Below are 25,488 nucleotides of genomic sequence, written 5' to 3' on the forward strand. Positions count from 1 at the left end.
TGCCCGTCATGAGACTCACGCTCTTCGCCGCGACCGGGGGTACCGGCGGCCACGTGCTCGACCGAGCCGTGGCCGCCGGTCACGACGTCACCGCCGTCGTCCGCGACCCCGGCGCGCTCCGCGCATCTGTGCGCACCGTCGTCGCGGACCTGAACGACCCCGACCCGGCAGTCCTCGAGGCGGCCGTGGCGGGCGCGGACGCCGTGCTTTCCGGGCTGGGGCCGCGCAAGGCGGCCGAGTACGGCATCGTCTCGCGCGGCACGCGCGCCATCGTCACGGCAATGCGGGCGGCGCGCGTGCGCCGGCTCGTCGTCGTCAGCGTCGCGGGGGTGCTCGCGCTGCCGACACCCGCACGGCCGCACCCGCCGGGCGACCCCGGCGTGGGGGTCTTTGTGCGGACCGTGCTGAGCCCCCTCGCGCGGCTGCGCCTGGGCCGGCACTACGCCGACGTGGCGCGGATGGAGGACGACCTGCGCGCCAGCGGGCCCGACTGGACGTCGGTGCAGCTGCCGGTGCTCACCAATCGGCCGCCCACCGGGCACTACCGGACGTCCTGCGAGCAGAGCGTCCCGCGCGGCTACCGCATCGCACGGGCCGATGCCGCCCACTTCGTGCTCGCGTGCCTCGGGATGCCCGAGACCGTGGGGCACTCGATCGCCGTCGCGTACTGACCCTGGAGCGTCCCCGATGTCCACCACTTTCCTCGTCGTGACTCTGATCGCCGTGCTGTGCAACGGTTTCTCCGGCATCGCCGCGTTGCTCCACTTCGGACCCATCCTGCCGGGCATGACCCGCGCCGGGGTGCCGGAGTCCTGGCTGACGTTCCCGATCGGCACGCTCAAGACCGCCGGCGCGGTCGGGTTGCCGGCAGGGGTCCTGGGCGTCCCGCAAGTGGGCCGGGCGGCCGCGATCGGCCTCGTGCTGTTCTTCGTTTGCGCCCTCTACACCCACACCCGCGCACGTGACTACACCGCGCAGTTCGGGCTTGCCGTCGCCTTCCTGCTGCTCAACGTCGCCGCCCTGCTGCTGGGCCTGCAGGCCGCTTGACCCGCGCTGGCCGTGCGGCCGGTCCGACGTCAGGCACCGGCCGGCCTCGCGACGAGCCGGGCCTGCCCGGCCGCGGCAGACACGTCGCTGCACGCGGCCGGAGCGGCCCATCGCCTACGCGGGCTCCTCGTAGCGGATGTCGTACTCGGCGGCGATGGGGTTGATCTTCCGCGGGTCCAGCGCCCCGTCGGTCAGCACCGCCGGGCCGGCTTCGAACAGGTCCTCCAGGTAGCACTCCCAGCCGCCCGGTGACGAGATCTGCAGCAATCGCGGCGGTGGCGACGACACGCGGCGCAGTGCGTGCGGGACCCCGTGCGGCAGCAGGACGAACATGCCTTTCGTCGCGGTGAACACACGGTCGTCGAAGTCGACGCCGAGCTCACCGTCCAGTACGTAGATGCACTCGTCCGCGACGTGGTGCGTGTGCCGCGGGATGTCGCGGGCGAGAACCACCTCCAGCAGCGAGAACCGGCCTTCGGTATCGCTGGTCATGGCCTTCACCGCGAAGGCCGGAGGCAGTGGTACGCGCCCTGGGCGTACCTCGCCGGGTTCGAGCAGAAAAAAACGATCGTCGGGCATGGGTGATACCCTCCATCTGCCAAGAATCGGAACCGGACTCCGACTCCGTATTACTGAGTGTATCCGTGGAGAGAACGCAGTTGTCAAGTTCGCCACCGCGCAAGCCGCGAGCCGACGCCGCGCGTAACCGCGCCCGGATTCTTGCGGTCGCCCGCACCCTGCTTGCCGAGCACGGCAGCGAGGTGCAACTACCCGAAGTAGCTCGCGCTGCCGGAGTCGGCACCGGCACGGTGTATCGCCATTTCCCCACCCAGCGTGACCTCGTCGAGGCCGCGGCCGAACTGCGCTTCGCCGAGATCGAGGAGTTCGCCCGCACCCGATGCCTGCGCGCCGAACCAGGACACGCGCTGGCCGGCTACCTCCACCACGTCGGCGAGGTGCTGGCCGCCGACCGCGGACTCTCCGAGTCGATCGAGGGCGCGCGGCAGTCGGCGAGCAGTGAACCGCGAGGCGAGACCCGCGCCCAACTCGAAACCGTCGTCGGTGAGCTCATCGAGCGCGACCGGGGGGCCGGCACGCTCCGCGACGACTGCACGGTCGCGGACGTGTACATGATCGTCGGGTCGGTCTCGGCGACCATCCGCAGCGAAGCCGGCGACTGGCGGCGCTTGCTCGAGATCGTGCTCGACGGGCTGCGCCCACCGACCGGCGCGCGCTGAGCAAACGCCTCAGCCGGCGGCCAGTTCATCGGCGGCGTCGCACACGACCGAGCACGATCCCGGCACCGTGCAGCTCATCTTGGCCAACGCGACCTACCTCAGCGGGCGGATCGCCGACGCCCACGCCCGATTTCGGTTCTTGCCAAGGCTGCGGCCTGTCGCGGTGGTCAGCTGCTGCTTTCGCGGACTTGGAGGGTCGGGGTGAGGCGGGCGGACTCGGCGGGTTCGCCGTGCATGACGGCGTGCAGGAGACGCACGGCGGCCTGGCCGATCTCGAACATCGGGGAGCGCACAGAGGACAGCGGGATCGGCAGCTCGGCGGCCAGCGAGGTGTCGTTGAACCCGACGACCGCGCAGTCGCGGCCCACGGTGAGGCCGTGGGAGCGCAGCGCGCCCATCGCGCCGATCGCGGCGAAGTCGTTGACCGCGAACAACGCCGACGGGCGGCGGCCCGAGGCGAGGATCTGCTCGGCGGCTTCCCGGCCGCCCTGGGTGTCGAAGCGGGACAGCACGATGTCGTCGGCGGCGATGTCGCCGCCGAGTTCACGCCAGCGGTGGACGAAGCCGGCGGTGCGGTCCACGCCGGTGGTCGCGTAGGCCTCGCCGGCGATCACGCAGACGTCGCGGTGTCCCTTGTCCCACAGGTGTTCGGCGACCAGTTCGCCGCCGCGGGTGTCGTCGCAGGTGGCGGACGGGATCTCGGGGTGGTGGCGGTTCATGAGCACGAACGGCACGGCCCGGCGGCGCAGGTCGGACAGCACCATGTCGACGTCCAGGTGCCGGTCGCCGATGATCAGCCCGTCGACGCGGCGGGCGAGCATCAGCTCGACCTTGCGGCGCTGCTCGTCCACGTCGTCGCGGGAGTTGGTGACGAACGAGGAGTAACCGATGGTCGCCGCTTCGGCTTCGACTCCCTCGTACATCACGGCCAGCACGAGGTCGGACAGCCGTGGCACGACCACGCCGAGCAGCCGCGTGCGGCGCGTGCGCAGGCCGGACGCCTGCGGGTCGGGGGAGTAGCCGAGCTCGGCGGCGAGCTCCCGGATCCGGCGCGCGGTGGCGTCCGACGCCGCGCCGCGTGCCGATTCCGGATCGGAGTGCAGCACACGGGACACGGTCGACGGGTGGATGCCCAGCTGCTGGGCCAGATCCTTCAAGGTCGGCACGTGCTCGACGGCCGCCCCGTCTCCGGCGGCCGTGCCATCGCCTTCCCGCGCAGCCTTCGCCCTGGGCAAGCCCCCACCTCTCCGCGGGGTATTGACCCCGATTCGACGCACACCGTACAGTCCGCAGCCATCGTACCCAATCGTTTGGGTACGCCACGGGCACCGTAACCCAAACGATTGGGTTCGGAAACGACCAGGTAACGACGGAGGTAGAGCGTTCGTGACGACCGGCCGGACGAGGGAACGAGGTGAGCACGTCGTGCTGCTCGCGACCGGCGGCACGATCTCCTCCCGCAGCCGTGCGGAGCTGGACGGCGCCGCCGTCGCCTCGGACGGCGCCGACGACCTGCTGCGCAGCACCGGCGGGCCGCACTCGCTGCCAGTGCGCGTGGTCGACGTGCTGCGGGTCGGTTCGTACATGCTCGACGTGGACGACATGCTGCTGGTCTGCGCCCGGATCCGTGAAGCGCTGGCTGACCCCGCGGTGGTCGGCGTCGTGGTCACGCACGGCACCGACACCATGGAGGAGACGGCGTTCCTCGCCGACCTCGTGCACGCGGACCCGCGCCCGGTGGTGTTCACCGGCGCGCAGCGGGCCGCGGACGCGCCCAACCCGGACGGCCCGGACAACCTGGCCCGCGCCCTGGCCCTCGCGGGCACGCCCGACACCCGCGACCGCGGGGTGCTGGTCTGCTTCGCGGGCGAGGTGTTCGCCGCCCGCGGGGTGCGCAAGTCGGAAACCCTGCTGGCCCACGCGTTCAGCAATCCCGACGAGGGCCGCGACGGCTGGGCCGGCGACCGGCCCGAGCCGCTGCCGCTGCCGGACGGCGGCGCCGGCTGCCGCGTCGACTTGGTGGCGTCCTACCCGGGCGCCGACGCGGCGCACCTGCGCGCGTCGCTGGCCGCCGGCGCGGCCGGAATCGTGCTGCAGGGGACCGGGATCGGCAACGCCAACCCGGTGCTGTGCGAGGCCGTCGCCGAGGCCACCGCGCGGGGCCTGGTGGTGGTCACCAGCACTCGCGTCGAGGCCGGCCCGGTCGTCCCGGTGTACGGCGCCGGCGGCGGCAAGGACCTGCTGGCCGCCGGCGCGATCCCGACTGGGCTGCTACGTCCTTCCCAGTCGCTCATCCTGCTGTCTTTGCTCCTGCGGCTCGGGTGGTCCCGCGAAGACATCGCGGCGGCCTTCGCGCGGAGGGGAGGCGAACCCTGACTCCGTTGCTCGGCCCGCATCCGTTGTTCCCCACTCCACGAAAGGCTTGTTCATGACGAAGGACATCCAGGTCGCGTTCGGCATCGACGTCGATGCCGTGGCCGGCCAGCTCGGCTCCTACGGCGGTGAAGACTCGCCCTGCGACATCTCCCGCGGGATGTTCAGCGGCGAGGTCGGCGGCCCGCGGTTGCTGCGTCTGTTCGAGCGGTACGGGCTGACCACGACGTGGTTCGTGCCCGGCCACTCCATCGAGACCTTCCCCGACCTGACCCGCGCCATCGTCGACGCCGGGCACGAGATCGGTGCGCACGGCTACTCGCACGAGAACCCGATCGCGATGACCCGCGAGCAGGAGACGGCCATCCTGGACCGCTCGATCGACCTGATCGAGAAGGTCGCCGGCCGCCGGCCCACCGGCTACGTGGCGCCGTGGTGGGAATTTTCCCCCGTCACCAACGAGATCCTGCTCGAACGCGGCATCAAGTACGACCACTCGCTGATGCACCGCGACTTCGAGCCGTACTACGTCCGGGTCGGCGACAGCTGGACCAAGATTGACTACGCCCAGCCGGCCGAGACCTGGATGAAGCCCCTGGTCCGCGGCGAGGAGACGGACCTGGTCGAGATCCCGGCGAACTGGTACCTCGACGACCTGCCGCCGATGATGTTCGTCAAGGCGTCGGCCAACTCGCACGGCTTCGTCAGCCCGCGCGAGCTCGGCCAGACCTGGCAGGACCAATTCGACTGGGTCTACCGCGAGATGGACCAGGCCACCTTCACCATGACCATCCACCCGGACGTGTCCGGGCGGCCGCAGGTGCTGCTCATGCTGGAGCGGCTCATCGACCACATCAACTCCCACGATGGCGTCAGCTGGCTGACCTTCGACCAGATCGCCGACTCCTTCCTCGCCCGCAACCCCCGGAAGGGAGCCGGGTCGTGAGCGTCGAACCCCTCGACCTGACGGCGCCCGCCGTTGACGAGAAGCGCAGATTCCCCGCCTTCTCCCGGAAATCCACCCGCACCGCCACCGTCCTGGCGCTGATCGCCTGGACCATCGCGGTGTTCGACTACGGCCTGTTCGGCACGCTGCTGCCCGCGATGCAGGAGTCGTTCGGCTGGACCGCGTCCGAGGCCTACCAGATCAACACGTGGATCGCCGTGGGCACCGCGATCGTGTGCTTCGGGATCGGCCCGATCATCGACCGGCTCGGCCGCCGCCGCGGCATGATGACCACCATCGGCGGCACCGCGATCATCTCCACCCTGACCGCGCTGATCCCGGCCGCGCTCGGCGCGGTCAGCGGCGTGATCCTCACCGTCATCCGCTCGTTCGGCGGGCTCGGGTTCTCCGAGCAGGCGGTGAACGCGACCTACATGAACGAGGTCTACCAGGTCACCGAGGACGAGAAACGCCGCAAGCGCCCCGGTTTCTACTACTCGTTCATCCAGGGTGGCTGGCCGCTCGGCTTCCTGCTCTCCAGCGCGCTCGCGTTCGTCTTCCTGGACTCGCTGGGCTGGCGCGCGCTGTACGTGATGGCCGCGGTCCCGGCGGCGATCGTGGTGTGGGTGATCTGGCGCAAGCTGCGCGAGACGCCGCAGTTCGAGCTGCACCAGAAGCTGACCGAACTGGAGAAGGGCGGGCGCGCGACCGACGCGCACGCGCTGGCCGCGTCCTACGGCGTCGAGCACTCCTCGGCCTCGCCGCTCAAGCGGCTGTGGGAACCGGCGTTCCGGCGCAACACGATCGTGCTGTCGCTGGCGTGGATCCTGAACTTCTTCGGCATCGCGATCTTCAGCGTGCTGGGCAGCTCGGTGTTGAAGAACGCCAAGGACGTTTCGCTGTCCAGCGCGTTCTGGATGCTGATCGTGATCAACGCCATCGGCTACTTCGGATACGTGTTCCACGGCTGGCTCGGCGACCGGATCGGCCGCAAGCGCACCATCATCATCGGCTGGATCATCTCCGGCCTGTGCTTCGCGCTGATGCTCAGCCCGGCCGCGAGCACTTCGTTCGTGATCATCCTGACCTACGGCGCCGGGTTGTTCTTCCTGGTCGGCCCGTACGCGGCCATCCAGTACTTCATGGCCGAGTGCTACCCGGTCAGCTGCCGGGCCACTGGCACGTCGTTCATCGGCGCGATGAGCCAGCCCGGCACGATCATCGGCGGCGCCCTGTTCACCGCGGTCGCGGCGGGTTCGGGCACCGGGGCGGCGGCCCTGTGGGTCGGCGCGCTCGGCACCGTGGTCTCCGGTGTGCTGATGATCGCCGCCAAACCGCCCGTCGTCGCCCTGCGAGAGGACCACGCGGATGTCTGAGCCGAAAGCGGCGATCGTCACCGGCGCCGCCAGCGGCATCGGCCGTGCGCTGGCCGTGCACTACGCGCACCGTGGTGTGCACACGGTGATCGGCACGTTCCCCGGCGACCCGCACGACCCGGCCGAGACGCTCCGGCAGGTCGAGGCGGCGGGTGGGAAGGCCGTGGTGCACGAGGTCGACGTGCGCAGCACCGAGCAGGTGGAGGCGTTCGCGCAGCGCGCGGTGGACGAGTTCGGCCGGCTGGACTACGCGGTCGCCAACGCCGGCGTCCTGCGCAACTCCGCGCTGGCCGACCTGTCGGACGAGCGTTGGCACGACATGCTCGACGTCGACCTGACCGGCGTGCTGCGCACCCTGCGGGCCGGCTCGACCCGGATGGGCGAGGGCGGCGCGATGGTGGCGGTGTCCTCCATCGCCGGCGGCGTCTACGGCTGGGAGGACCACGCCCACTACGCCGCGGCCAAGGCCGGCGTGTTGGGCCTGGTGCGCAGCGTCGCGGTCGAACTCGGGCCGCGGCAGATCCGGGCCAACGCGGTGATCCCCGGTCTGATCGAGACGCCGCAGTCGCTCGACCCCGTCAACTCGCTCGGCCCGGACGGGCTCGCGCGCGCCGGCGGCGATATTCCGTGGGGCCGCGTCGGCCGGCCGGAGGAGGTGGCCGACGTGATCGGCTTCCTCACCTCGCCGGCCGCCGGCTACGTGACCGGTCAGGCCATCGTCGTCGACGGCGGCCTGACCGTCCGGATGCGCGCGTGACCGCCCGGACCGTCGTGGTCACCGGCGGCGCCAGCGGCATCGGCCAGGCCATCGCGACGGCGTTCCGGGCCAACGGCGACCGCGTCGCCGTGCTCGACCGGAGCGCGGGCGCCGACGTGATCGCCGTGGACGTGTCCGATGAGGACAGTGTGCGTTCGGCGTTCTCCTCGGTGCGCACCGAGTTCGGGGTGGTCGACGTCCTGGTGAACTCGGCCGGTCTGCTCACCGAGTCGCCGGTCGAGGACATGGACCTGGCGGTGTGGAACGAGACCATCGCGGTCGACCTGACCGGGGTGTTCCTGTGTTGCCGGGAGGTGCTCAAGCCGATGCGGGCACAGCGGTGGGGCCGGATCATCAACATCTCCTCGCAGCTGGGCATCAAGGGCGGCACCGGCCTCGGCCACTACAGCGCGGCCAAGGCCGGGGTCATCGGGTTCACCAAAGCGGTGGCGCTGGAGGTGGCGGCGGACAACGTACTGGTCAACGCCATCGCCCCCGGCCCCATCGAAACCCCGTTGGTGGACGGCATTTCCGAGGCCTGGAAGGTGGCGAAGCGGGCCGAGCTGCCGCTGGGCCGGTTCGGCACCCCGCAGGAGGTCGCCCCGGCGGCGCTGCTGCTGGCCGACGATCCGGGCGGAAACCTGTTCGTGGGGCAGACGCTGGGGCCGAACTCCGGCGACGTGATGCCCTGAAATCACCTGCGGGAAAGGGGTTCGAGGTGTGCGGAGCCTGCGGCCGGACGGTCGTCGCCGATCCGGTGTTCCCGGACGGCCGCAGTACCCGCGGCAACCTGATCGCCGGCCAGGTCCTCGACGCGCTGTGCGCCGCGGCGGGCAACCGGGTCCGGGTCAAAGGTCGCCCCGAGGGTTTCACCGTGGCCCTCCCCGGGCGGCGGCCGGTGCCGTGCGCGACCGTGGCCGAAGTCTGGTCGGCTGTGTTCGCCGCGGCGCCGGCCACCGCCATCACCCCGACCGCCGAGCTCGAAGCGCGGTACCGGACCGAGATCCGGTTGCTGCGCGCCATCATCACGGCTTCCGGTACCGCACCACTGCCGTGATTGGTGAATCAACTCCTCGCTGATGAGCGCACCCGCGGGCCAGGTCACGCATGTGGCTCCGTTGACGCTGCCTGGCGTGCTGCACACGCGCCGCACCGCGAAAAACGTGATGCGTCGGCGGGCGCGCCCCTGATCGCGCGACTCACGATTCTGCACTTACAACGGTCCTCGGTGTCGTGGTGTCGGCAGCCCGGCGCGGCCGGTGGCATCGCGGCAGCGATCTCGGCATGTTTCGGCTCGGATCTCACCGATGGATCCCGAAAACATGCGGGAACGACGGTTCGACTCAGTGCACGAATGGACGGTTCGACATCACCGTGCGCACAGCTCGTCCAATGCCGACTGGCTCTCCTCGTCCGCGGCGCGGTAGATCACCAACAGCTGGTCCGGATCTTGAACTGGCGTCAGCGTTTCGAAATGCACTGCGATCACGCCGACGTCAGGATGCCGCATCACTTTGCGCCCGCGGCCGTTGACCTTGACGTCTCGCTCGTCCCACAATCGCGCGAATTCCTCGTCACGAGTGATGCATTCGGCGATGAGGTCGGTCAACGCCTGATCCTCCGGATGCGCAGCCCACGCGGCGCGCAGGTGGGCGACCCCCTCCCGCACGACGCGTTCGCGGTCGACATAGAACTCACGGATCTCCGGATGCATCAGGCACAGCCACATCGCATTGCGCTGCGACGGCGGCAGCGCGTCGAAATCCAGGAGCAGCCTCGCCATTTCGCCGTTCCAGGCGAGGATGTCGTAGCGGTGGTTCATCAGCATGGCAGGCAGCGGCGAGAGGTCGGCGACCAGCCGGACCAGCGACGGCGCCGCAGTGGTGGCGAGCTTGTCGCCGTTGCGGGGGCGCTGCCGGGCCAGGCCGAAGAGGTAGGCGCGTTCGTCGGGGGCCAGGCGCAGCGCCCGGGACAGCGCCTCCACCACCTCCGCTGAGGGCCGCAGCCCGCGGGCTTGTTCCAGTCGCACGATGTAGTCGACGCTGACCCCGGCCAGTTCGGCGACCTCTTCGCGGCGCAATCCCGGGGTCCGTCGGGCCTGCCGACGCGACGGCAGGCCGAAATCCTGCGGATCGAGGCGTTCGCGCCGGGTCCGCAGGAACGCGGCCAGCTCCTGTGTCACGTCCACGGCGTTGGTGATCATGGCTGGTCCAACAGCTTGGGTAGGACTGGTGTTCCCAGGAACTTCCTTCCCTTACCCCCGGCTCGCGGTGGTCGCAGGCTGGTGCTCGACGACGATCACGAGCACAGGAGGACTTGATGTCGCTCACTCTCGACACCTACCGGCTGCTGGGCCGCTCCGGGTTGCGGGTCTCACCGCTGGCCCTGGGCACGGCGACCTTCGGCACCGAGTGGGGCTGGGGCGCCGAGCGGGACGATGCGCGCAAGCTGTTCGACACCTACGTCGAGCGCGGCGGCAACTTCATCGACACCGCCAGCACCTACACCAACGGCAGCTTCGAGCGCATGCTGGGCGAATTCACCCGCGACCACCGCGAGAGCCTGGTGTTGGCGACGAAGTACATGACGTTGCGACGGCCCGGCGACCCGAACTCCGGGGGCGCTCACCGCAAGAGCCTGTTCGCGTCGGTGGAGACCAGCCTGCGGCAGCTGAACACGGACTACATCGATCTGCTCTTCCTGCACGTGTGGGACTTCACGACACCGGTCGAGGAGATCCTGCGCGGCATGGACGACCTGGTCCGCCACGGCAAGGTCCTGTACGTGGCGATGTCCAACGCTCCGGCCTGGGAGATCTCGCGCATGCAGGCGATCGCCGACCTGCGCGGCTGGTCGCCGCTGGTCGCGCTGCAGATCGAATACAGCCTCATCAACCGGGGCGGAGAACGTGACCTGATCCCGATGGCACGCACGATGGGGCTGGGGGTGACCCCGTTCTCACCGCTGGGCGGCGGAGTGCTTTCCGGCAAGTACAGTCGCACCGACCTGACCGCGACGAGCGCTGACTCCGATGAAAGCAACCGCAAGAGCTTCAACGCCGGCTTGGGCATGGTCACCGAACGCACCCTCGCCATCGCCGACGTCGTGCGGGAGGTCGCCGCGGAGGTGGGACACACATCCGCCCAGGTTGCACTGGCGTGGACCCTGCAGAACCCGGGAGTGACGGCACCCGTTGTCGGCGCTCGCACCCCCGAGCAGCTGGTGGGAAATCTGGGCGCCCTGGAGGTCGACTTCACCGCCGATCAGCTGGCCCGCCTCGACAAGGTCAGCGCGATCGACCTCGGCTACCCGCACGACATGCTCGCCAGTGATCACATCCACGCTGCGACCGCAGGCGACCTGAAGATCCAAACCCACCGCTGATACTCGACATAGCGGTGAGGCAGCACTACCGCCGTACTCTGATGGCGCTCTCTGAAGTGGGCCGGACGCGCTCGCTGAAATGCCCCAGCTGAGGGCTGCAGCGCGACTGGTGTCAGCGGCGGAGTGTGGCAGCGGCGCCGCGGGCGCCGGCGGGGTCGCCGCAGGCGCCCGTGTCCCGAAGGGCCTGGCGACGCTGGATGCGGGCGTGGTGCGCTCGACCTCCGGGCGGGCGCCGGTGGTGCGTTTGCACCGGGGTGAGCAGTAGAGCCGGGTCTTGGCTTGCCGGCCGGTGGCCACGAACGCTTCCCGGCAGATCGGGCAGGTCTTGCGGGTCGCGTTGCAGGTCGGGTCGCGTGGGTCAGGAGGCATGCGCGTTCACCGCCTTCCGCGGCTTGTCCAATGTAGACTGAAGCGGCCGGAGCCGATAAGATCGGTCCGTCCAGGCCGACGACTGTCGCGCGGTGCAGCAACCGCATCCCGCCAGACCGCAGCCCGGCGTGTCGGGCCGGAAACACCGATCTTGGAACAGTCCCATTTACTCTGTGGGCTGGGATGAATCTGAGCTGAGAGCAGGCGGTAGGCGACGTAGAGCTTCCTGGCGTCGTAGGCGATGTAGAGGCCGGCGAAGTTTTCGATCATTTCGAGGAGCCATGGGGATTCTGTGGTCTCGCCGGCTTCGCGAGCTCTTTGCGCCCGGTGGGAGCGGCCAGTCCGCTCGTTCGAGGTCTTCCCTTGGCTTGCGTGTGTGTTCTCCCCGCGCCACTCCGGAAGGAACGGATCGGCGTTCATCGGGAGGAAGCCGGGTCACACGCGATCCCTCCGCTCACCGTCCGGCTCGCCGAGCAGTTCCGGGGTGACGTTCTCGTCGTAGCGGTGCAGTGCCAGCGCCCGCGCGTAGCGTTGCGCGATCCGGGTCATCACCGGTTCGCCTGGCGCCTCAGTCACGCCGAAGACGGTTCCCTGGTAGTCGAGCGGTTCCATCACCGCGGTGATGCGTTCCCACTGCTGCGGTGGGATCAGCCGAACCGGGTCACCGCCGGCGAACCAGCCTATCGGCACCGCCGTTCCCGGCGGAACCACGGTGTTCACGTGCACCACGGCCCCGAACCCGACATCGGCGCCGGACCCGATGCGCGCGCCGTTGTACAGCATCGCGCCGGTCGCGACTCGCGCGTTGCCTTCCACGACGCAGCCACTGAGGTGAGCGTGCGGCCCGACCAGGACGTGGTCCCCGAGGCGAACCGGATGGCGCAGGGAGCCGCGCAGCACCGCGTGCTCCATGATCACGCAATGCGCGCCGATCTCGACCGGCCCTCCCTCCGCGGTGAGCACGGCGCCGAAGAGGACCCGGCTGTGCGGCCCGACGGTGATATCTCCACACAGCACGGCTGTCGGGGCGATGTACGCCGACTTGTCGACCCGCGGGTGCCGGTGCTGGTGTTCGATGAAAACCGCGCCGCGGCCCACCGGATGCAGGTAGTCCTCGGGAAATGTCATCGCGGCCTCCGATCGGTGGGGAAGATCGGTACCGGCGGCGGCGAAAGCCGGGTCCGATCCCGGTTGTTCAGCGTCGTAACCCCTCACACGTCGTAGTACAAAGCGAATTCGAACGGGTGCGGGCGCAGCCGCAGCGGGTCGATTTCGTGTTCCCGCTTGAAGTCGATCCAGGTCTCGATCACGTCCGGAGTGAACACGCCACCTCTGAGGAGGAACTCGTGGTCGGTTTCCAACCGGTCGATCACAGCCTCCAGAGACCCGGGTACCTGGGCGACGTCGCGGGCTTCGTCGGGTGGCAGTTCGTAGAGGTCCTTGTCGATCGGCGGCGCCGGTTCGGTCTTGTTGTGGATCCCGTCGAGGCCGGCCATCAGCATGGCGGCGAACGCGAGGTAGGGGTTGCCCGAGGAATCGGGGCAGCGGAATTCGATGCGCTTGGCCTTGGGGCTGGCGCCGGTGATCGGGATTCGGACGCAGGCGGAGCGGTTGCGCTGGGAGTACACGAGGTTGATCGGTGCCTCGTAGCCGGGGACGAGGCGGTGGTAGGAGTTCATCGTCGGGTTGGTGAAGGCCAGCAGGCTCGGCGCGTGGTGCAGGATGCCGCCGACGTAGTGGCGCCCGATGTCGGACAGGCCGCCGTAACCGGTCTCGTCGTAGAACAGGGGCCCGTTCTCGTCCCACAGGGATTGGTGGCAGTGCATGCCGGAGCCGTTGTCGCCGAAGAGCGGTTTGGGCATGAAAGTGACGGTCTTGCCGGCCGCCCAGGCGGTGTTCTTCACGATGTACTTGAACAGCTGCAGGTCGTCGGCGGCGTGCAGGAGGGTGTTGAACTTGTAGTTGACCTCGGCCTGGCCGCCGCTGCCGACCTCGTGGTGCGCCTTCTCCACGACGATCCCGACGCCGGCCAAGTTGCGCACCATCTCATCACGCAGGTCGGCGTAGTGATCCCGTGGTGGGACGGGGAAGTAGCCGCCCTTGTACGGCGTTTTGTAGCCCTGGTTCCCGCCGGCTTCGTCGGCGCCTGTGTTCCACCAGCCCTCGATCGAGTCGACCTCGTGGAAGGCGCCGTTCTCCGCGGAGTCGAACCGGACGGAGTCGAAGATGTAGAACTCCGCTTCCGGCCCGAAGAACGCCCGGTCCGCGATGCTGGATTCGGTGATGTACTGCTCGGCCTTGCGGGCGATGTTGCGCGGGTCGCGGCTGTACGCCTCGTGCGTGAACGGGTCGTGTACGAAGAAGTTCATCGCGAGCGTCTTCTGGGCTCGGAATGGGTCGACGCGGGCCGTGACCGGGTCGGGAAGCAGCAACATGTCCGACTCGTGGATCGACTGGAACCCGCGGACCGACGAGCCGTCGAAGGCGAGCCCGTCGGTGAAGGACTCCGCGTCAAAGGAGACGGCCGGGACGGTGAAGTGCTGCATGATGCCGGGCAGGTCGCAGAACTGGACGTCGATGAACTGGACGTCCTCATCGGCGATGAAGCGGAGGATCTCGTCGGCGTTGGTGAACATGTTCTCCTGTCTCCTTCGCGGTATCGAGGACGGATTGCGGCGGGCTCAGGACACCAGGACGACGCCGCCGATCGCGATGGGCTGCCACCAGGCGGGTTTCGGCAGTCCGGTGGGCGCCGGCGGATCGACGCAGGCGCGGAGAGCCATCCCGGGTGGGCCGCCGAGCGGCATGGCCGGACTTGTCATGGGCGCGCACCCCAACCTGTATTGCTGGGATCGTGGACCAGGTAGGGACCGTTGGCGGCCGAAGCCGCGGTTCGGGTCCGGCGAGCCCCACCGCCGGGCGCAGTTGCGCTGGGGAATGAGTTTACTGCACATCGAGGACGCCTACGGTGAGCTTGGCGAACCTCTTCTTCCAACGCAGCACAGTATTGCTGTGCGGCCTGGAACTACCCACTGACACCGACCCGGATAACCGTCCTCGCCCGGAAAATTGAGAATCTCCAACGGGACGTCGCACCACACCGGCGAATGTGCGCGACGTCCGGCGTCAGACTGCCGCTCCACCGCCGGCAGCGGGCGGGCATCCGCCCCGAGCCCGGTCAGGACCACGGCTCGGGACATCGGGAGTTCCTCTCGTAGTCGCGTGAGTTCACTGCCTGCACCACGTGTCATACCGGGGTCGGGATCGGGGTGCCGTCGTTGCAGTAGGTCGTCAGGCGGACCGTGCGGGTTCGGCTCGGCGGGTCGAGCACGCTCGTTTGCGGCTGCCGTTCGGGCCCGTCGCAAGGGAGGTCGGTCACGGCCGAAGCCTGTTGTTCTCGGGCGGGGTCAGGCCCCGTCGGATCTGGCTGTCGGCGGTTGCCACGATCGTCTCGGTGACATCCCGGGGCTTCCAGTCCAGCATCGTGCGGGCCTTTTCATTGCTGATGACCGGGATCCGGCCTTGAAGGGCCGCGGCGTCCCGCAGGGCCGGCTGTGTCTTCGCGGCCTCGTGTACCTGCTCAAGGGTCAGTTCGACGGTAGGCAGCATGGCGGCTGCGGCGGGGAAGTGCTCACGCAGGATCTGTGCCATTTGGAAGAAGCTGATCGACGCTCCGCTCACGGCGATGAAGCGCTCGCCCGCCGCGTTCGGGTGCAGCATGGCCCGCAGATGCAGGTCCACGACGTCACGTACGTCGACGACGCCGAAGTACATGATCGGCACCGAGGGCATCTGCCCGGTCAGCATGCCTCTGACCAGGCCCACCGAGCCGGACGGGCGGGTGCCCAGTTGGGGGCCGAAAATGCCGGTGGGGTTGACGACGGTCAGCTCGATGTCTTCGTGGGTGTCGACGTAGTTCCAGGCCGCACGTTCGGCGAGGACCTTCGACTTGTGGTAGGCGGGCAGGCCCTCGGTGTCCGGGTCGGTCCAGTCCGCCTCCGAGTAGTGGTTGTCGGGCTTCACCGTGTATCCGACTGCGGCGTACGAGGACGTCATCACGATCCGCGTTACCCCGGCCTTTCGGGCCGCGGAGATGACCCGCAGCGCACCGTCACGGGCGGGGATGATGAGTTCGTCCTCGGTCTCGGGCGCAGTGGTGGGGAAGGGCGACGCGTGGTGCAGTACGTGACTGACGCCGCGCATGGGTTCCTCCCAGCCCTCGTCGGCGCTGAGGTTGGCGACAGCGAACTCCAGCCGATCCGCCGGATCCACCTCGGCTTGCTGGAGGGCTGCGAGTACCGCGGCCTCCTGTCCGGACTCCCGAACCGTCACGCGGGTCTGATACCCCTCGTGCAGCAGCCGGGCGATCGAGTGTCCGCCGACGAAACCGGTACCGCCGGTGACCAGTACTGTCCCGCGTTCGAGGTTGGAGACGGTGAGATCGTCTGTGCTCATTTTTGTTCGGTCCTTCAGTGTGTGAATTGTTCAAGTACGCGCATGATCGCTGCGCCCGCGCGCTTCTCGGCGGTGGCGTCCCCACGGACCCGGGCGTCCCACAGATCCGCCTTTCGCCGCAGATACGTCAGGCGCAGCTGAAGCTGCTCAATGTCAGCGGCCAGCTTTTCCGCCTGCGAGGCGAACAGATCCCGCTGATCGGCCGCCGCGGAGTCTCCGCGGGCGAGCAGGTCCAGGTAGCGGCGCATCCCACTGACCGTCACTCCCGCCGAACGCAGGCAAGACAGTGCCTCGACGCGGGCCGCAGTCGCCGGCTCGTACCGGCGATGACCACTGGACTCGTCCCGGGCGACCGCTCCGAGCAGGCCGATCTTCTCGTAGTAGCGAAGCGTGGGCTCACTGAAACCCGACCGTCGCGCCATCTCCTGAACGGTCAGACCCGCTGCTTGCTCTCCGGTCGCTGCTGCCATGGGGGAAGCCTCCGATACTTGAAGCGCTTGAAGTCAAGCCCACACATAGATCAATGGGACGCATGTCACCGATCAACAACGTCCATGGTCACTACACCTAGCTCCGGCGCACTCGGGGGATGAGGGCGGAGATTCGCGGCTCAGGCATCCAACCACCGCTTGACCGGCGCCAGCTTCCGGCTAATCCGACATATCGGCTGGAGATGGCGGTGTGGAGAGTTGTACGCACTCCGTCGGAGTGTCTGCTCGACGAAGTCGGACGCTGGGGGATGAATCCCCGGAAATCTCGGCGTGGCGCTTGCTTTGTGCAGGGATCCGATGATGCGTCCCGGATCGGCAGTTGCCGGAGACCGGTGGTTGACACCTTTTTAGATAACCGCTATCTATTGCGGTACCGCAGGGGAGGACGGGTCGTGCAGGACGTGGTGCTGGCGTTGCTGGCCAAGGAGCCGTCGCACGGGTATGACCTGCGCCGCCGGCTGGTGGCGGCGCTGGGACCGCTGGGGGAGACGCTGAACGTGGGGCAGGTCTACGTGACGCTCGCGCGGCTCGAGAAGGCGGGCCTGGTCGTGCAGGACCGCGAGGACGCGCCGGTGCGCGGCCCGCGGCGCAAGGTGTACGCGCTGACGGCGGCCGGGCAGGAGCGGGTGACCGCGTGGATGGGCGAGAGTGCCGGGCCGAGAGCGGACGTGCCGGAGTTCCACCTGAAGCTCGTGGCCGCCGCCGAGTCGGGCCTGGCCGATCCGCTCGCGCTGGTGGATGCGCGGCGGCGCGAGCTGATGCGCAGCCTTGCCGAGGCCCAGCAGGCCAGCCTCGATCACGACCCGAACTCGGAGGCCGGACTGCTCCTGGAGGGCGTCGCCCTGCGGTTGCAGGCCGATCTGCGCTGGCTGGAGGCGTGTGAGCGGACCTGGGCCGCCCGCGCCACGCGGGGGAAAGACGGAGGAAACGGATGACGAGAGACGGTCGGCTGGTCAGCGGCCGCGCACCGCGGGAGAGCGGCCGGCCCGGGGTGGTGCGCGCGGTCGGTCTGTCGCGGGCGTATGGACAGGGCAAGAGCGTGGTGCGCGCCGTCGACGCGGTCGACCTCGACGTGCCCGGCGGGCAGATGCTCGCCGTGACCGGTCCCAGCGGCTGCGGCAAATCGACCCTTCTGCAGCTGCTCGGCGGTCTCGACCGGCCGACCGGCGGCGAGGTGTGGCTCGGCGGCCGGCGCATCGACCACCTCGGCGAGCGGGCGCTGGCCCGGCTGCGGCGCCGCGCCATCGGCTTCGTCTTCCAGTCCTTCCACCTGATGGACGAGCTGAGCGCGGTGGAGAACGTCGAGCTGGCGGCGCTGCTCGCCGGCGCCTCGCCTCGGGCGGCCCGCACCCGTGCCACCGGGCTCCTCGAGCGGGTCGGACTCGCCAACCGGGCCCGGCACCTGCCCTCGGAGCTGTCGGGCGGGCAGCGACAGCGGGTCGCGATCGCCCGTGCGCTGGTCAATGAGCCGCTGGTGGTCTTCGCAGACGAGCCCACCGGAAACCTCGACAGCACCGCGACCCGGGACATCCTGCGGCTCTTCGGCGAACTGCGCGCCGCCCGCCAGACCCTGGTCGTGGTCACCCACGACGAGCGCGTCGCCGCCACGGCGGACCGCGTCGTCGCCCTGCGCGACGGAACGCTGCTCGACGACACCCGCCTGGACGGCGGCACCCGACCGCTCGGCGCGCTCCTGAGCTGGGAGGGCTGAGCCGTGGGGCGCCTGCTGCTGATGTGGCGCTTGGCCGCGCGCGACCTGCGCCGCCGTCCGGCCGAGGCCGCGACCTTCCTGGTCGCCGTCACTCTCGCCAGCGTCAGCCTGACGGTCGGCATCGCGACCACCGGCGCGGTGTCCGACGGGTACGCGAAGACCCGGGAAGCCACCGCCGGCCCCGACGTGATGTCGGTGACCGCGGACCCCGACCCCGCCGCCTTCGCGTCGCGCCTGGCCCGGGTGCCCGGCGTGACCGCGGTCGGAGGCCCGTTCTTCGCGTTCGACACCACCATCCAGGCGCACGGCCGTTCCGCGCACTCCGCGGTGGAGGGGCGTGCCGCCGAAACGTCCTCTGTGGACCGTCCATTGGTGACTTCGGGGACCTGGGTGAGTGCCGGTGGAGCGGTGATCGAGCGCGGCTTCGCCCAGTCGCTCGGAGTGGGTGTCGGGGACCGGATCACCGTAAGTGGCCGTAGCGTTCCCGTCGTGGGGATCGCGATCAGCGCGGCGACCGCGGTGTATCCGTGGGGTGACCCGGCGCAGATCGGGCCGTCCGACCCCGGTGGGATGGTCTGGCTCACCACCGCCGACGCCCGCGCGGCGGCGGGCGGTGATTCCGGCGTCCATCTGATCTACTTGAAGCTGTCCGACCCCTATGCGGCCACCGGGTTCGGGAAGTCCGCGGCGGTCCGGGCCTTGCGTCCCGACGGCGACACGTTCTTCCACTACTGGCAGAACGTCCTGCAGACGGACAAGGCCATCATCGAGTTCACCCGGCCCACGCTGGTCATCGGCGGCTGGCTGCTCACCATCGCCGCGATGGTCACCCTCGCGGCGCTCGCCACCGCGCGCGCCGCCCGCGACAATCGGCGTGCGGCAGTGCTCAAGGCCGTCGGCGCGGGGCCCGGCACGGTCGCCGCAGTGCTGCTGGCGCAGTACCTGGTGCTCACTCTCGTGGCCACGGCATTCGGATTGACCGCCGCGACGGTGGCCGCACCCCACCTGGTCGATCCCAGCGCCGGATTGCTCGACACCGTCAGCCCTCCCGGTGCCGGCACCGTTTTGGCCGCGGTGCTGCTGGCTGTCGTGGTCGCCGTGACCGGTGCGCTCGGCCCCGCCGCGCGGGCGGCCCGCGGCAGCACCGTCCACGCCCTGGCCGACCCGGCGCATGCGCACCCGCGCCTGACCGCCCTGACGGCGTACCTGCCGACGTCGATGCTGCTCGGTGTCCGGCTGGTCGCCGGCCGGCCCGGCCGCGCCGCGCTGGCCTCCGCGGGCACCGCCGCCACCACCCTCATGGTCACCGCGCTGCTCACGTGGCACGCCGATCTCGACGCGACTCCGGCCGTCGAGCGGTTCGGCCCCATCGAAGTGCGCACCGGCCAAACCGGTCAGGTGCTGCTCGCGGTCACCGTCGCGCTGATCGCCCTGTCCACTTTGAACACTGTGCTGCTCGGCTGGAGCACCGCCGTGCAGGCCCGCCGCGCGCTGACCATCTCCCGCACCCTGGGCGCCACACCTGGCCAGGTCGTCGCGGCGTTGAGCGTCTCGCAGCTCCTGCCCGCCGTGCCCGGAGTGGTGACGGGTGTCCCGGTCGGGCTCGGGCTGTACTGGCTGTTCGGAACCCAGGTCACGCCCCCGGGCACGTGGCTGCTCACCGCGGTACTCGCCATCCTGCTCGCCGTCGCGGTGCTGACCGCGCTGCCCGCATGGGCCCACACTCGGAGCCCTGCGGGGAGCGCCCTCGACGGCAATCTCGGCTGAGTGCTTGCTCAGCGCGCGCCCGGCCTCGGCCCGTTCGCCGGGAGACACGTCACAGCGCCTAACGACGGCGACCTGGCCCCGTAAAGTGACCGGAATGGCCGGAAGCAGAGCGGGTGGAGCCAGGTGAGTCGCCGTACGACGCAGCTGGCCGGGCTCGACCTGAACCTGCTTGTCGTTCTCCGGGAGCTGCTGCGTGAGCGCAACGTGACCCGCGCGGCGGGGCGGGTCGGGGTCAGCCAGCCGGCGTTGAGCGCGGCGCTGGCGCGGCTGCGGCGGCACTTCGACGACGAGCTGCTGGTCCGCGAGGGCCGTGGCTACGTCCTGACCCCGCTGGCTCGCCAGCTCGGCCGCCAGGTCGAGGACGTGTGCGCGGCGGCCGAGCAGCTGTTCGCCACCGGGTCGAGCTTCGCGCCCGGCACGTCGGTGCGGGAGTTCACACTGCTGATGGCCGATTACACACTGTCGGTGATCGGGCAGCCGCTGGCCGAGTTGTTCGAGCGGGAGGCGCCGCGCGCGCGGCTGCGGATCCGGCTCGTGCGCGAGTCGCTGAGCGCGGATCTGCCGCGGGTCGTCCGGTTCGTCGACGGGGTCGTCGCGCCGCCGATCGAGCTGGAAAAACTGCCCCGGCTGCGCTCGGCCGAGCTGTTCCGCGACGAGTGGGTCTGCGTCGTGTGGGCCGGGCACGAACTCGGCGCCGCCGGGCTCACCCTGGCCGACCTGCAGCGGCTCGACTGGGTGGTGCCGTATCACCGCGAGCCGGGGGTGCCACTGCCGCCGGTGTCGCGCCGGCTCGCCGCGCTGGGGCTCGCGCCGCGGGTCGCGATGAGCGTGGAGAGCTACCAGGCCGTGCCCGCGCTCGTGGTCGGAACCCACCGGATCGCGCTGGTGCAACGCCGGCTGGCCGTCGAGTTCGCGAAGCGGTCCGACATCTCGGTCCTCGAGTGCCCCGGCGAGCCGGAGGGGATCGTCGAGACGCTGTGGTGGCACGACGACCTCGACCTCGATCCCGCGCACGCCTGGCTGCGCGAGGCGCTGCGCGGCATCGGCGAGCGGCTGGACTGACGGCGCCAACCATAACCCAGGCTGATTATCGGGATCAGGATTTCTGACTTCCGGGCTACGGCGAGGATTCTTAGACTCCTTCGGTGTCAGCGATATATCGCAGCGGAGCGGTATTCGTGATCGGAAGGAATTCCCTGGATGTCGACGACCGTATCCACGACAGACGAGCGACTGACTCCGGAAGCACGACGATCGATCGTCGGCGGCATCCTCTCATTGTTCGTCGACAGCTTCGACATCTATCTGCCCGCGCTCGTGCTGCCGGCGGTGATGGACTACTTCGAACCGCCCTCCATGCCGGCGACGACGAAGGTCACCCTGGTGACCGTCATCTTCGTCGTCACCTTGCTCGGACGGCCGATCGGCGGCCCGATCTTCGGTAACCTGGCGGACAAGATCGGGCGCCGCCGCGTCACCCTCATCACCGGCGTCGGGTTCACGATCGTCACCCTGCTCATCGGCCTCATGCCGGGCTACGCAACCTGGGGTTATGGCTCGATCGTCGGCTTGATCCTGCTTCGCCTGATCGGCGGTGTCTTCCTGGGTGGCGGCTACGCGGGGCCGGTCCCGCTGGCTATCGAACGCTCGCCGATGAGCCGGCGTGGGCTGGTCGGCGGCGTGATGGCGGCCGGTGCTCCCGCGGCGATCACGCTCATCAGCATCATTCAGCTCGTGGTGCTGGAACGGTTTTCCGGTCCGGACCTGCAATCCTGGGGCTGGCGCATTCCGTTCTTCTTCGGGTTTCTGCTCGGAATCGCGTACGTCGCCTACTATTCGCGCGTCAAAGAGGTCGACCTCGAGGCACTCAAGAAATCGCGAAAGGGAAATCGCGCGCCGCTTTTCGAGCTGTTCAGCCGACGCAACATCCGTGGCTTCGGTCAGGTTTTCCTCCTGATGACCGGTATGTGGTTCGCCGCCCAGATCGTGCTCTCGTTCATGCCCGGGCTCCTGGTCGGCGTCCTGCACCAGAACCCGTCCAACGTGAGCACGCTGGAGATCATCGCCAACGTCGCGACGATTATCGGCATGATCCTCGCCGGGGTACTGGGCCAGCGGATCGGCCGCCGGAAACTGCTGCTCGGCTGCGCTGTCGCCATCACCGTCGGGGCGAGCCTCGCCTACGTGTTCCTCGTGCTGGTCGCGCGGTCCGGGGCGGGGTTCCTGCCGATCGGCATCCTCGCGTTCGTCGCCTTCGTACTGCCCAACGCCCCGCTCGGCTGCCTGGTCGTCTACCTCAACGAGCGCTTCGGCGCCGGTGTCCGCTCCTCGGGCTATGGCACGGTCTACACCCTCAGCCTCATCCTGCCCGCGCTCTACAGCGTCTGGATCACCGTGCTGCAGGCCGTGCTGCCGTACGAGTACACCGCGGTGGTGCTGATCGTCCTGGGTGGCGTGCTGTTCTTCATCGGCGCGTGGATCGGCCCGGAGACCAAGGGCACGGTGCTGCTCGGCACGCCGGTCGAATCGGGCCGGGCCACGCAGACGGCCGAATGATCCCGCCCCGACAAGAACGAGGAGCCACGATCAGCACACGCAGCAACCACCCGGTCGGCTCGCCCCGGTGGGCGACGACCCGGACGCAGTGGAAGTCGATGGGCTACACCGACGAGCAGATCCGGCGGCCCAAGATCGCCGTGGTCAACTCGTCGTCCGGGCTCGCGCCGTGTTTCGCCCACCTCGACGCGATCGCCACCGCGGTGAAGGAGTCGATCGACGCCGCCGGCGGGCTGGCTTTCGAGATCCGGACCGTGGCTCCGACCGACTTCATCATGGCCGCCGGCCGTGGTGGTGGCTACGTCCTGTCGGGCCGGGACCTGGTGTCCTACGACATCGAAGCCGTCGTCGACGGGGCACAGCTCGACGGGATGGTCTGCCTGGCCTCGTGCGACAAGACGACGCCGGGCCAGCTGATGGCGGCCGCGCGCACCGACGTGCCGACGCTGGTCATCGCGTGCGGCTACCAGAGCTGCGGTGCCCTCGACGACGGCCGTCGCGTGGATATCGAGGACGTGTTCGTCGACGCCGGCAAGCTGGCGTCGGGCGCGATCAGCTTCGATGACCTCTGCGCCATGTCGGACCGGGCGATCACCGGCCCCGGTGTCTGCACGGGCATGGGCACGGCCAACACGATGCACGTCGTCGCCGAGGCCCTCGGCATGGCACTGCCCGGCACCGCGCCGACCCGCGCCAACAGCGACACCATGTGGGCGGCGGTCCGGGCTTCGGGCGCCGCGATTTTGGCCGCGGTCGAGGCCGACCGGCGACCCAGCACGGTGATGACACCGGGTGCGGTCCGCAACGCGGTGGCCGCGGTGATCGCCGTCAGCGGGTCGATCAACGCGGTCAAACACCTCGAGGCGATCGCCGCCGAACTCCCCGGCGACTTCGATGTGCACGGCCTGTTCGAGGAGCTCGGCCGCCACGTCGGCCCGCTCACGGCTGTGCGCCCCAACGGGCCGTCGTCGATCGAGGAGTTCGACGACGCCGGTGGTGCTCGCGCGGTGCTGGCCCAGCTCGGCGACGTCGTCGACGGCTCGGTCGCGACGATGAGCGGCCGGACGATGGCCGAGAACCTCGCCGGTGTGACGGTGGACGCCGCCGTGATCCGAGCCGAACCGATCCGGCCGGAGTCGACGATCGTGCTGATGCGGGGCAGTCTGTGCCCCGGCACCGCGATCGTGAAGCTGTCGGTCACCGAGACGCGAGCGCGAACATTCCGCGGCCCGGCGCGGGTTTACGAGTCGGCGCCCGAGGCCACCGCGGCGATCGAGCGCGGTGAGGTGCGGCCCGGCGAGGTACTCGTGCTCCGCGGGCTCGGCGTCACCGGAACCCCGGGGATGGGCATGGCGTCGGCCGTGGTCTTCGCGCTCAACGGCGCCGGGCTGAGCGAGCAGGTCGCCTTCGTCACCGACGGGCAGCTCTCCGGGCTCGTGAACAAGGGCATCGTCGTCGGGGAGGTCACCCCCGAAGGCGGGGTCCCCGGCCCGCTCGGTGTGGTGCGCACCGGGGACGAGATCGCGATCGACGTCCCGGCTCGCACCGCCGACCTGCTCGTGGCACCGGCCGAGCTCGAGCACCGGCTCGCGGACTACCCCCGCACGCGGTCGCCGCAGACCTGGCCGGCTCGCCCGGGTTCGTGGCTCGGTGTGTACGCCGACGCCGTGGAACCACTCGACCGGGGCGCGACCCTGCGCCGTTCTTCTTCGTCCTAAGGAGTTTTTGTTGCCTCACGCACTGACCGATCTGCGGGTGAACACCGTCACCCGGCCCGCCGACCGCTCCGTGGAGTCGCTCGAAGCCGACATCCTCGTCGTCGGCGCGGGGATCGCCGGACTGACCGCGGCGATCGACGCGAAACGACGCGGCCGCGACGTCGTGCTCGCCGACGCGCTTCCTGTCCTGGGTGGACAGTGCGTGAACTCCATGATCGGGCTGTTCTGCGGGATCTACGGAAACGCTCCCGAATACCACCAGCTCACGCACGGGATCTTCGACGAGATGTTCCCGGCGCTGGAGCGTTCCGGCGACATCGCGTACAACCGCACCCACACCCAGACCGTCCCCTACGACGAGGTCGCGTTGGGCCGGTGGTTCGAGAACCTCGTTTCCGAGCTCGGGATCAGGGTCGTGCTGGGCGCGTCGATCAACGGGGTCGCCATTGAGGGCGGGGTGATCGAGCAGGTGGACTTCGCGACCCGCTACGGTCCGGTTTCGGTGCGCGCCAAGGGATTCGTGGACGCGACCGGCGACGCCGCGCTGGCGTGGGAAGCCGGGCTGCCGTGCCGGGTGCCGGAGCGGACGGTGTGGGGCTCACAGCAGATCCGGCTCGCCGGTCTGGTCGAGTCGGCCAAACCCGACCCGGCCGAATTGGTGGCCCGCATCGACGAGAAGGCCGACGAGTACGGCCTCCTCCGTCGCGACGGGCTCGCCTTCTTCTTCCCGGGACGCAACACTGCCGTGATGAACATGACTCACGTGGAGGCGCCCCTGACCGCGGTCGAGGCGACCGAGGCGCAGCTGCGGGGGCGGGCGCAGGCCGACCGGGTCGTCGAGTTCCTGCGCATCGAGTTCCCGGCGGCGTTCAAGGACGCTTCCGTGCTGGCCTACGGTTTTCCCGGGCGCCGGCAGACGCGATGGCTGGCCGCCGATCACCAGCTCACCCTCGACGAGGTCCGCAACGGCACCGGTTTCGCGGACGCGGTGGCGCGGACGGCGTGGCCGGTGGAGCTGCACGACCGGGCGTCGGGCTACGCGTGGGAGACTTTCGGGCCGGATCACGTGCACTACGTCCCGCTGCGCAGCCTGACCTCACCGGAGGCACGGAACCTGGTCGCGGCCGGCCGGTGCGTCGACGGCGACGCGGCGGCTCTGTCGAGCGTGCGGGTGATGGGCCCGTGCTCGGCGATGGGCAGCGCCGCCGCGCACGCACTGGACCTGACGCTGGGTGGCGATGTCCACGACGTCGATCTGACCGCGTTGCGTGACCGCATCCGTGACAACGTGGAGGGCTGA

26 protein-coding genes are annotated in these 25,488 nt (G+C 69.7%); 17 read left to right on the forward strand and 9 right to left on the reverse strand.

All coding sequences use genetic code 11. The features are described 5' to 3' along the window. The first annotated feature begins 8 nt into the window (after positions 1–8). Together K1T34_RS33665 and K1T34_RS33670 are read left to right on the forward strand one after the other, a co-directional pair. Complete coding sequence (locus tag K1T34_RS33665) at positions 9–671, forward strand: NAD(P)-dependent oxidoreductase (RefSeq protein ID WP_220238778.1); 663 nt, start codon at positions 9–11, stop codon at positions 669–671. Between the two features lie 16 nt (positions 672–687). Continuing rightward, positions 688–1,047, forward strand: a complete 360-nt coding sequence (locus K1T34_RS33670) for a DoxX family protein (RefSeq protein WP_220238779.1) — start codon at positions 688–690, stop codon at positions 1,045–1,047. Between the two features lie 114 nt (positions 1,048–1,161). On the opposite strand, the gene K1T34_RS33675 is transcribed toward K1T34_RS33670, so the two are convergent. Continuing rightward, positions 1,162–1,539, reverse strand: coding sequence for a cupin domain-containing protein (locus K1T34_RS33675; protein WP_255637742.1), 378 nt, complete (start codon positions 1,537–1,539; stop codon positions 1,162–1,164). A gap of 167 nt (positions 1,540–1,706) precedes the next feature. Here K1T34_RS33675 and K1T34_RS33680 point away from each other — a divergent pair, with 167 nt between their 5' ends. Then, positions 1,707–2,285 carry a TetR/AcrR family transcriptional regulator gene (locus K1T34_RS33680; RefSeq protein ID WP_255637743.1) on the forward strand — a complete coding sequence of 193 codons (579 nt, stop codon included), beginning with the start codon at positions 1,707–1,709 and terminating at the stop codon, positions 2,283–2,285. A gap of 167 nt (positions 2,286–2,452) precedes the next feature. Here K1T34_RS33680 and K1T34_RS33685 read toward each other — a convergent pair whose 3' ends face one another. After that, complete coding sequence (locus tag K1T34_RS33685; RefSeq protein WP_255637744.1) at positions 2,453–3,520, reverse strand: LacI family DNA-binding transcriptional regulator; 1,068 nt, start codon at positions 3,518–3,520, stop codon at positions 2,453–2,455. A 151-nt stretch (positions 3,521–3,671) separates the two neighbouring features. Between K1T34_RS33685 and K1T34_RS33690 the strand changes: the two genes are divergently transcribed. Genes K1T34_RS33690 through K1T34_RS33715 form a run of 6 tightly spaced genes read left to right on the forward strand, consistent with a single transcriptional unit; the run spans position 3,672 to position 8,794 of the window. Then, on the forward strand, positions 3,672–4,661 hold the full coding sequence (locus tag K1T34_RS33690; protein ID WP_220238781.1) for an asparaginase: 990 nt from the start codon (positions 3,672–3,674) through the stop codon (positions 4,659–4,661). Positions 4,662–4,713: 52 nt separating this feature from the next. Next, positions 4,714–5,604, forward strand: coding sequence for a polysaccharide deacetylase (locus K1T34_RS33695; RefSeq protein ID WP_220238782.1), 891 nt, complete (start codon positions 4,714–4,716; stop codon positions 5,602–5,604). Next, positions 5,601–6,980: an MFS transporter gene (locus K1T34_RS33700; RefSeq protein ID WP_220238783.1), complete on the forward strand. Its 1,380-nt coding sequence runs from the start codon at positions 5,601–5,603 to the stop codon at positions 6,978–6,980. Before K1T34_RS33695 ends, K1T34_RS33700 begins: the two co-directional genes overlap by 4 nt. Then, on the forward strand, positions 6,973–7,737 hold the full coding sequence (locus K1T34_RS33705) for an SDR family NAD(P)-dependent oxidoreductase (RefSeq protein WP_220238784.1): 765 nt from the start codon (positions 6,973–6,975) through the stop codon (positions 7,735–7,737). Before K1T34_RS33700 ends, K1T34_RS33705 begins: the two co-directional genes overlap by 8 nt. Next, positions 7,734–8,429 (forward strand): SDR family NAD(P)-dependent oxidoreductase, encoded by a 696-nt coding sequence (locus tag K1T34_RS33710; protein ID WP_220238785.1) that lies wholly within the window; start codon positions 7,734–7,736, stop codon positions 8,427–8,429. Before K1T34_RS33705 ends, K1T34_RS33710 begins: the two co-directional genes overlap by 4 nt. A gap of 26 nt (positions 8,430–8,455) precedes the next feature. Beyond that, complete coding sequence (locus K1T34_RS33715; RefSeq protein ID WP_220238786.1) at positions 8,456–8,794, forward strand: hypothetical protein; 339 nt, start codon at positions 8,456–8,458, stop codon at positions 8,792–8,794. A 312-nt stretch (positions 8,795–9,106) separates the two neighbouring features. Here K1T34_RS33715 and K1T34_RS33720 read toward each other — a convergent pair whose 3' ends face one another. After that, entirely contained in the window at positions 9,107–9,940 is an 834-nt protein-coding gene (locus K1T34_RS33720) for a helix-turn-helix transcriptional regulator (protein WP_220238787.1), read from the reverse strand. Positions 9,941–10,056: 116 nt separating this feature from the next. On the opposite strand from K1T34_RS33720, the gene K1T34_RS33725 reads away from it, so the two are divergent. Then, positions 10,057–11,121, forward strand: a complete 1,065-nt coding sequence (locus K1T34_RS33725) for an aldo/keto reductase (RefSeq protein WP_220238788.1) — start codon at positions 10,057–10,059, stop codon at positions 11,119–11,121. 804 nt (positions 11,122–11,925) lie between these two features. On the opposite strand, the gene K1T34_RS33730 is transcribed toward K1T34_RS33725, so the two are convergent. From K1T34_RS33730 to K1T34_RS33750, 6 genes are all read right to left on the reverse strand, one after another. Further along, positions 11,926–12,618, reverse strand: a complete 693-nt coding sequence (locus tag K1T34_RS33730) for a gamma carbonic anhydrase family protein (protein ID WP_220238789.1) — start codon at positions 12,616–12,618, stop codon at positions 11,926–11,928. 83 nt (positions 12,619–12,701) lie between these two features. Next, the gene (glnA, locus tag K1T34_RS33735; RefSeq protein WP_220238790.1) at positions 12,702–14,126 is read right to left on the reverse strand and encodes a type I glutamate--ammonia ligase; all 1,425 of its coding nucleotides are present in this window, start codon (positions 14,124–14,126) and stop codon (positions 12,702–12,704) included. A 45-nt stretch (positions 14,127–14,171) separates the two neighbouring features. Further along, positions 14,172–14,312, reverse strand: coding sequence for a hypothetical protein (locus K1T34_RS33740; protein WP_220238791.1), 141 nt, complete (start codon positions 14,310–14,312; stop codon positions 14,172–14,174). Positions 14,313–14,737: 425 nt separating this feature from the next. Continuing rightward, complete coding sequence (locus tag K1T34_RS53630; RefSeq protein ID WP_255637746.1) at positions 14,738–14,869, reverse strand: hypothetical protein; 132 nt, start codon at positions 14,867–14,869, stop codon at positions 14,738–14,740. Beyond that, positions 14,866–15,945, reverse strand: a complete 1,080-nt coding sequence (locus tag K1T34_RS33745; RefSeq protein WP_220238792.1) for an NAD-dependent epimerase/dehydratase family protein — start codon at positions 15,943–15,945, stop codon at positions 14,866–14,868. Before K1T34_RS33745 ends, K1T34_RS53630 begins: the two co-directional genes overlap by 4 nt. A gap of 14 nt (positions 15,946–15,959) precedes the next feature. Then, complete coding sequence (locus K1T34_RS33750; RefSeq protein ID WP_220238793.1) at positions 15,960–16,415, reverse strand: MerR family transcriptional regulator; 456 nt, start codon at positions 16,413–16,415, stop codon at positions 15,960–15,962. 413 nt (positions 16,416–16,828) lie between these two features. Between K1T34_RS33750 and K1T34_RS33755 the strand changes: the two genes are divergently transcribed. From K1T34_RS33755 to K1T34_RS33785, 7 genes are all read left to right on the forward strand, one after another. Continuing rightward, positions 16,829–17,371: a PadR family transcriptional regulator gene (locus tag K1T34_RS33755; RefSeq protein WP_220238794.1), complete on the forward strand. Its 543-nt coding sequence runs from the start codon at positions 16,829–16,831 to the stop codon at positions 17,369–17,371. Then, positions 17,368–18,147 (forward strand): ABC transporter ATP-binding protein, encoded by a 780-nt coding sequence (locus K1T34_RS33760; protein ID WP_220238795.1) that lies wholly within the window; start codon positions 17,368–17,370, stop codon positions 18,145–18,147. The genes K1T34_RS33755 and K1T34_RS33760 overlap by 4 nt, the downstream gene beginning before the upstream one ends. Before the next feature lie 3 nt (positions 18,148–18,150). Next, a complete protein-coding gene (locus K1T34_RS33765) occupies positions 18,151–19,914 on the forward strand; it encodes an FtsX-like permease family protein (protein ID WP_220238796.1) in 1,764 nt (587 codons plus the stop codon). A gap of 123 nt (positions 19,915–20,037) precedes the next feature. Further along, positions 20,038–20,976, forward strand: a complete 939-nt coding sequence (locus tag K1T34_RS33770; RefSeq protein WP_220238797.1) for a LysR family transcriptional regulator — start codon at positions 20,038–20,040, stop codon at positions 20,974–20,976. Between the two features lie 138 nt (positions 20,977–21,114). Then, positions 21,115–22,470 (forward strand): MFS transporter, encoded by a 1,356-nt coding sequence (locus tag K1T34_RS33775; protein WP_220238798.1) that lies wholly within the window; start codon positions 21,115–21,117, stop codon positions 22,468–22,470. Between the two features lie 98 nt (positions 22,471–22,568). Continuing rightward, positions 22,569–24,188, forward strand: a complete 1,620-nt coding sequence (locus K1T34_RS33780; protein WP_255637747.1) for a dihydroxy-acid dehydratase — start codon at positions 22,569–22,571, stop codon at positions 24,186–24,188. Positions 24,189–24,198: 10 nt separating this feature from the next. Next, on the forward strand, positions 24,199–25,488 hold the full coding sequence (locus K1T34_RS33785; RefSeq protein ID WP_220238800.1) for an FAD-dependent oxidoreductase: 1,290 nt from the start codon (positions 24,199–24,201) through the stop codon (positions 25,486–25,488).

Origin of the sequence: Amycolatopsis sp. DSM 110486 (assembly GCF_019468465.1) — a bacterium.
GTDB lineage: Bacteria > Actinomycetota > Actinomycetes > Mycobacteriales > Pseudonocardiaceae > Amycolatopsis.

What these genes read in the sequence shown, in the direction of transcription:
- K1T34_RS33750 (WP_220238793.1), bottom strand. Translation starts at nt 16,415, where the DNA reads ATGGCAGCAGCGACCGGAGAGCAAGCAGCGGGTCTGACCGTTCAGGAG.
- K1T34_RS33730 (WP_220238789.1), bottom strand. Translation starts at nt 12,618, where the DNA reads ATGACATTTCCCGAGGACTACCTGCATCCGGTGGGCCGCGGCGCGGTT.
- K1T34_RS33760 (WP_220238795.1), top strand. Translation starts at nt 17,368, where the DNA reads ATGACGAGAGACGGTCGGCTGGTCAGCGGCCGCGCACCGCGGGAGAGC.
- K1T34_RS33675 (WP_255637742.1), bottom strand. Translation starts at nt 1,539, where the DNA reads ATGACCAGCGATACCGAAGGCCGGTTCTCGCTGCTGGAGGTGGTTCTC.
- K1T34_RS33775 (WP_220238798.1), top strand. Translation starts at nt 21,115, where the DNA reads ATGTCGACGACCGTATCCACGACAGACGAGCGACTGACTCCGGAAGCA.
- K1T34_RS33695 (WP_220238782.1), top strand. Translation starts at nt 4,714, where the DNA reads ATGACGAAGGACATCCAGGTCGCGTTCGGCATCGACGTCGATGCCGTG.
- K1T34_RS33740 (WP_220238791.1), bottom strand. Translation starts at nt 14,312, where the DNA reads ATGACAAGTCCGGCCATGCCGCTCGGCGGCCCACCCGGGATGGCTCTC.
- K1T34_RS33745 (WP_220238792.1), bottom strand. Translation starts at nt 15,945, where the DNA reads ATGAGCACAGACGATCTCACCGTCTCCAACCTCGAACGCGGGACAGTA.
- K1T34_RS33725 (WP_220238788.1), top strand. Translation starts at nt 10,057, where the DNA reads ATGTCGCTCACTCTCGACACCTACCGGCTGCTGGGCCGCTCCGGGTTG.
- glnA (WP_220238790.1), bottom strand. Translation starts at nt 14,126, where the DNA reads ATGTTCACCAACGCCGACGAGATCCTCCGCTTCATCGCCGATGAGGAC.
- K1T34_RS33670 (WP_220238779.1), top strand. Translation starts at nt 688, where the DNA reads ATGTCCACCACTTTCCTCGTCGTGACTCTGATCGCCGTGCTGTGCAAC.
- K1T34_RS33705 (WP_220238784.1), top strand. Translation starts at nt 6,973, where the DNA reads ATGTCTGAGCCGAAAGCGGCGATCGTCACCGGCGCCGCCAGCGGCATC.
- K1T34_RS33665 (WP_220238778.1), top strand. Translation starts at nt 9, where the DNA reads ATGAGACTCACGCTCTTCGCCGCGACCGGGGGTACCGGCGGCCACGTG.
- K1T34_RS33780 (WP_255637747.1), top strand. Translation starts at nt 22,569, where the DNA reads ATGGGCTACACCGACGAGCAGATCCGGCGGCCCAAGATCGCCGTGGTC.
- K1T34_RS33720 (WP_220238787.1), bottom strand. Translation starts at nt 9,940, where the DNA reads ATGATCACCAACGCCGTGGACGTGACACAGGAGCTGGCCGCGTTCCTG.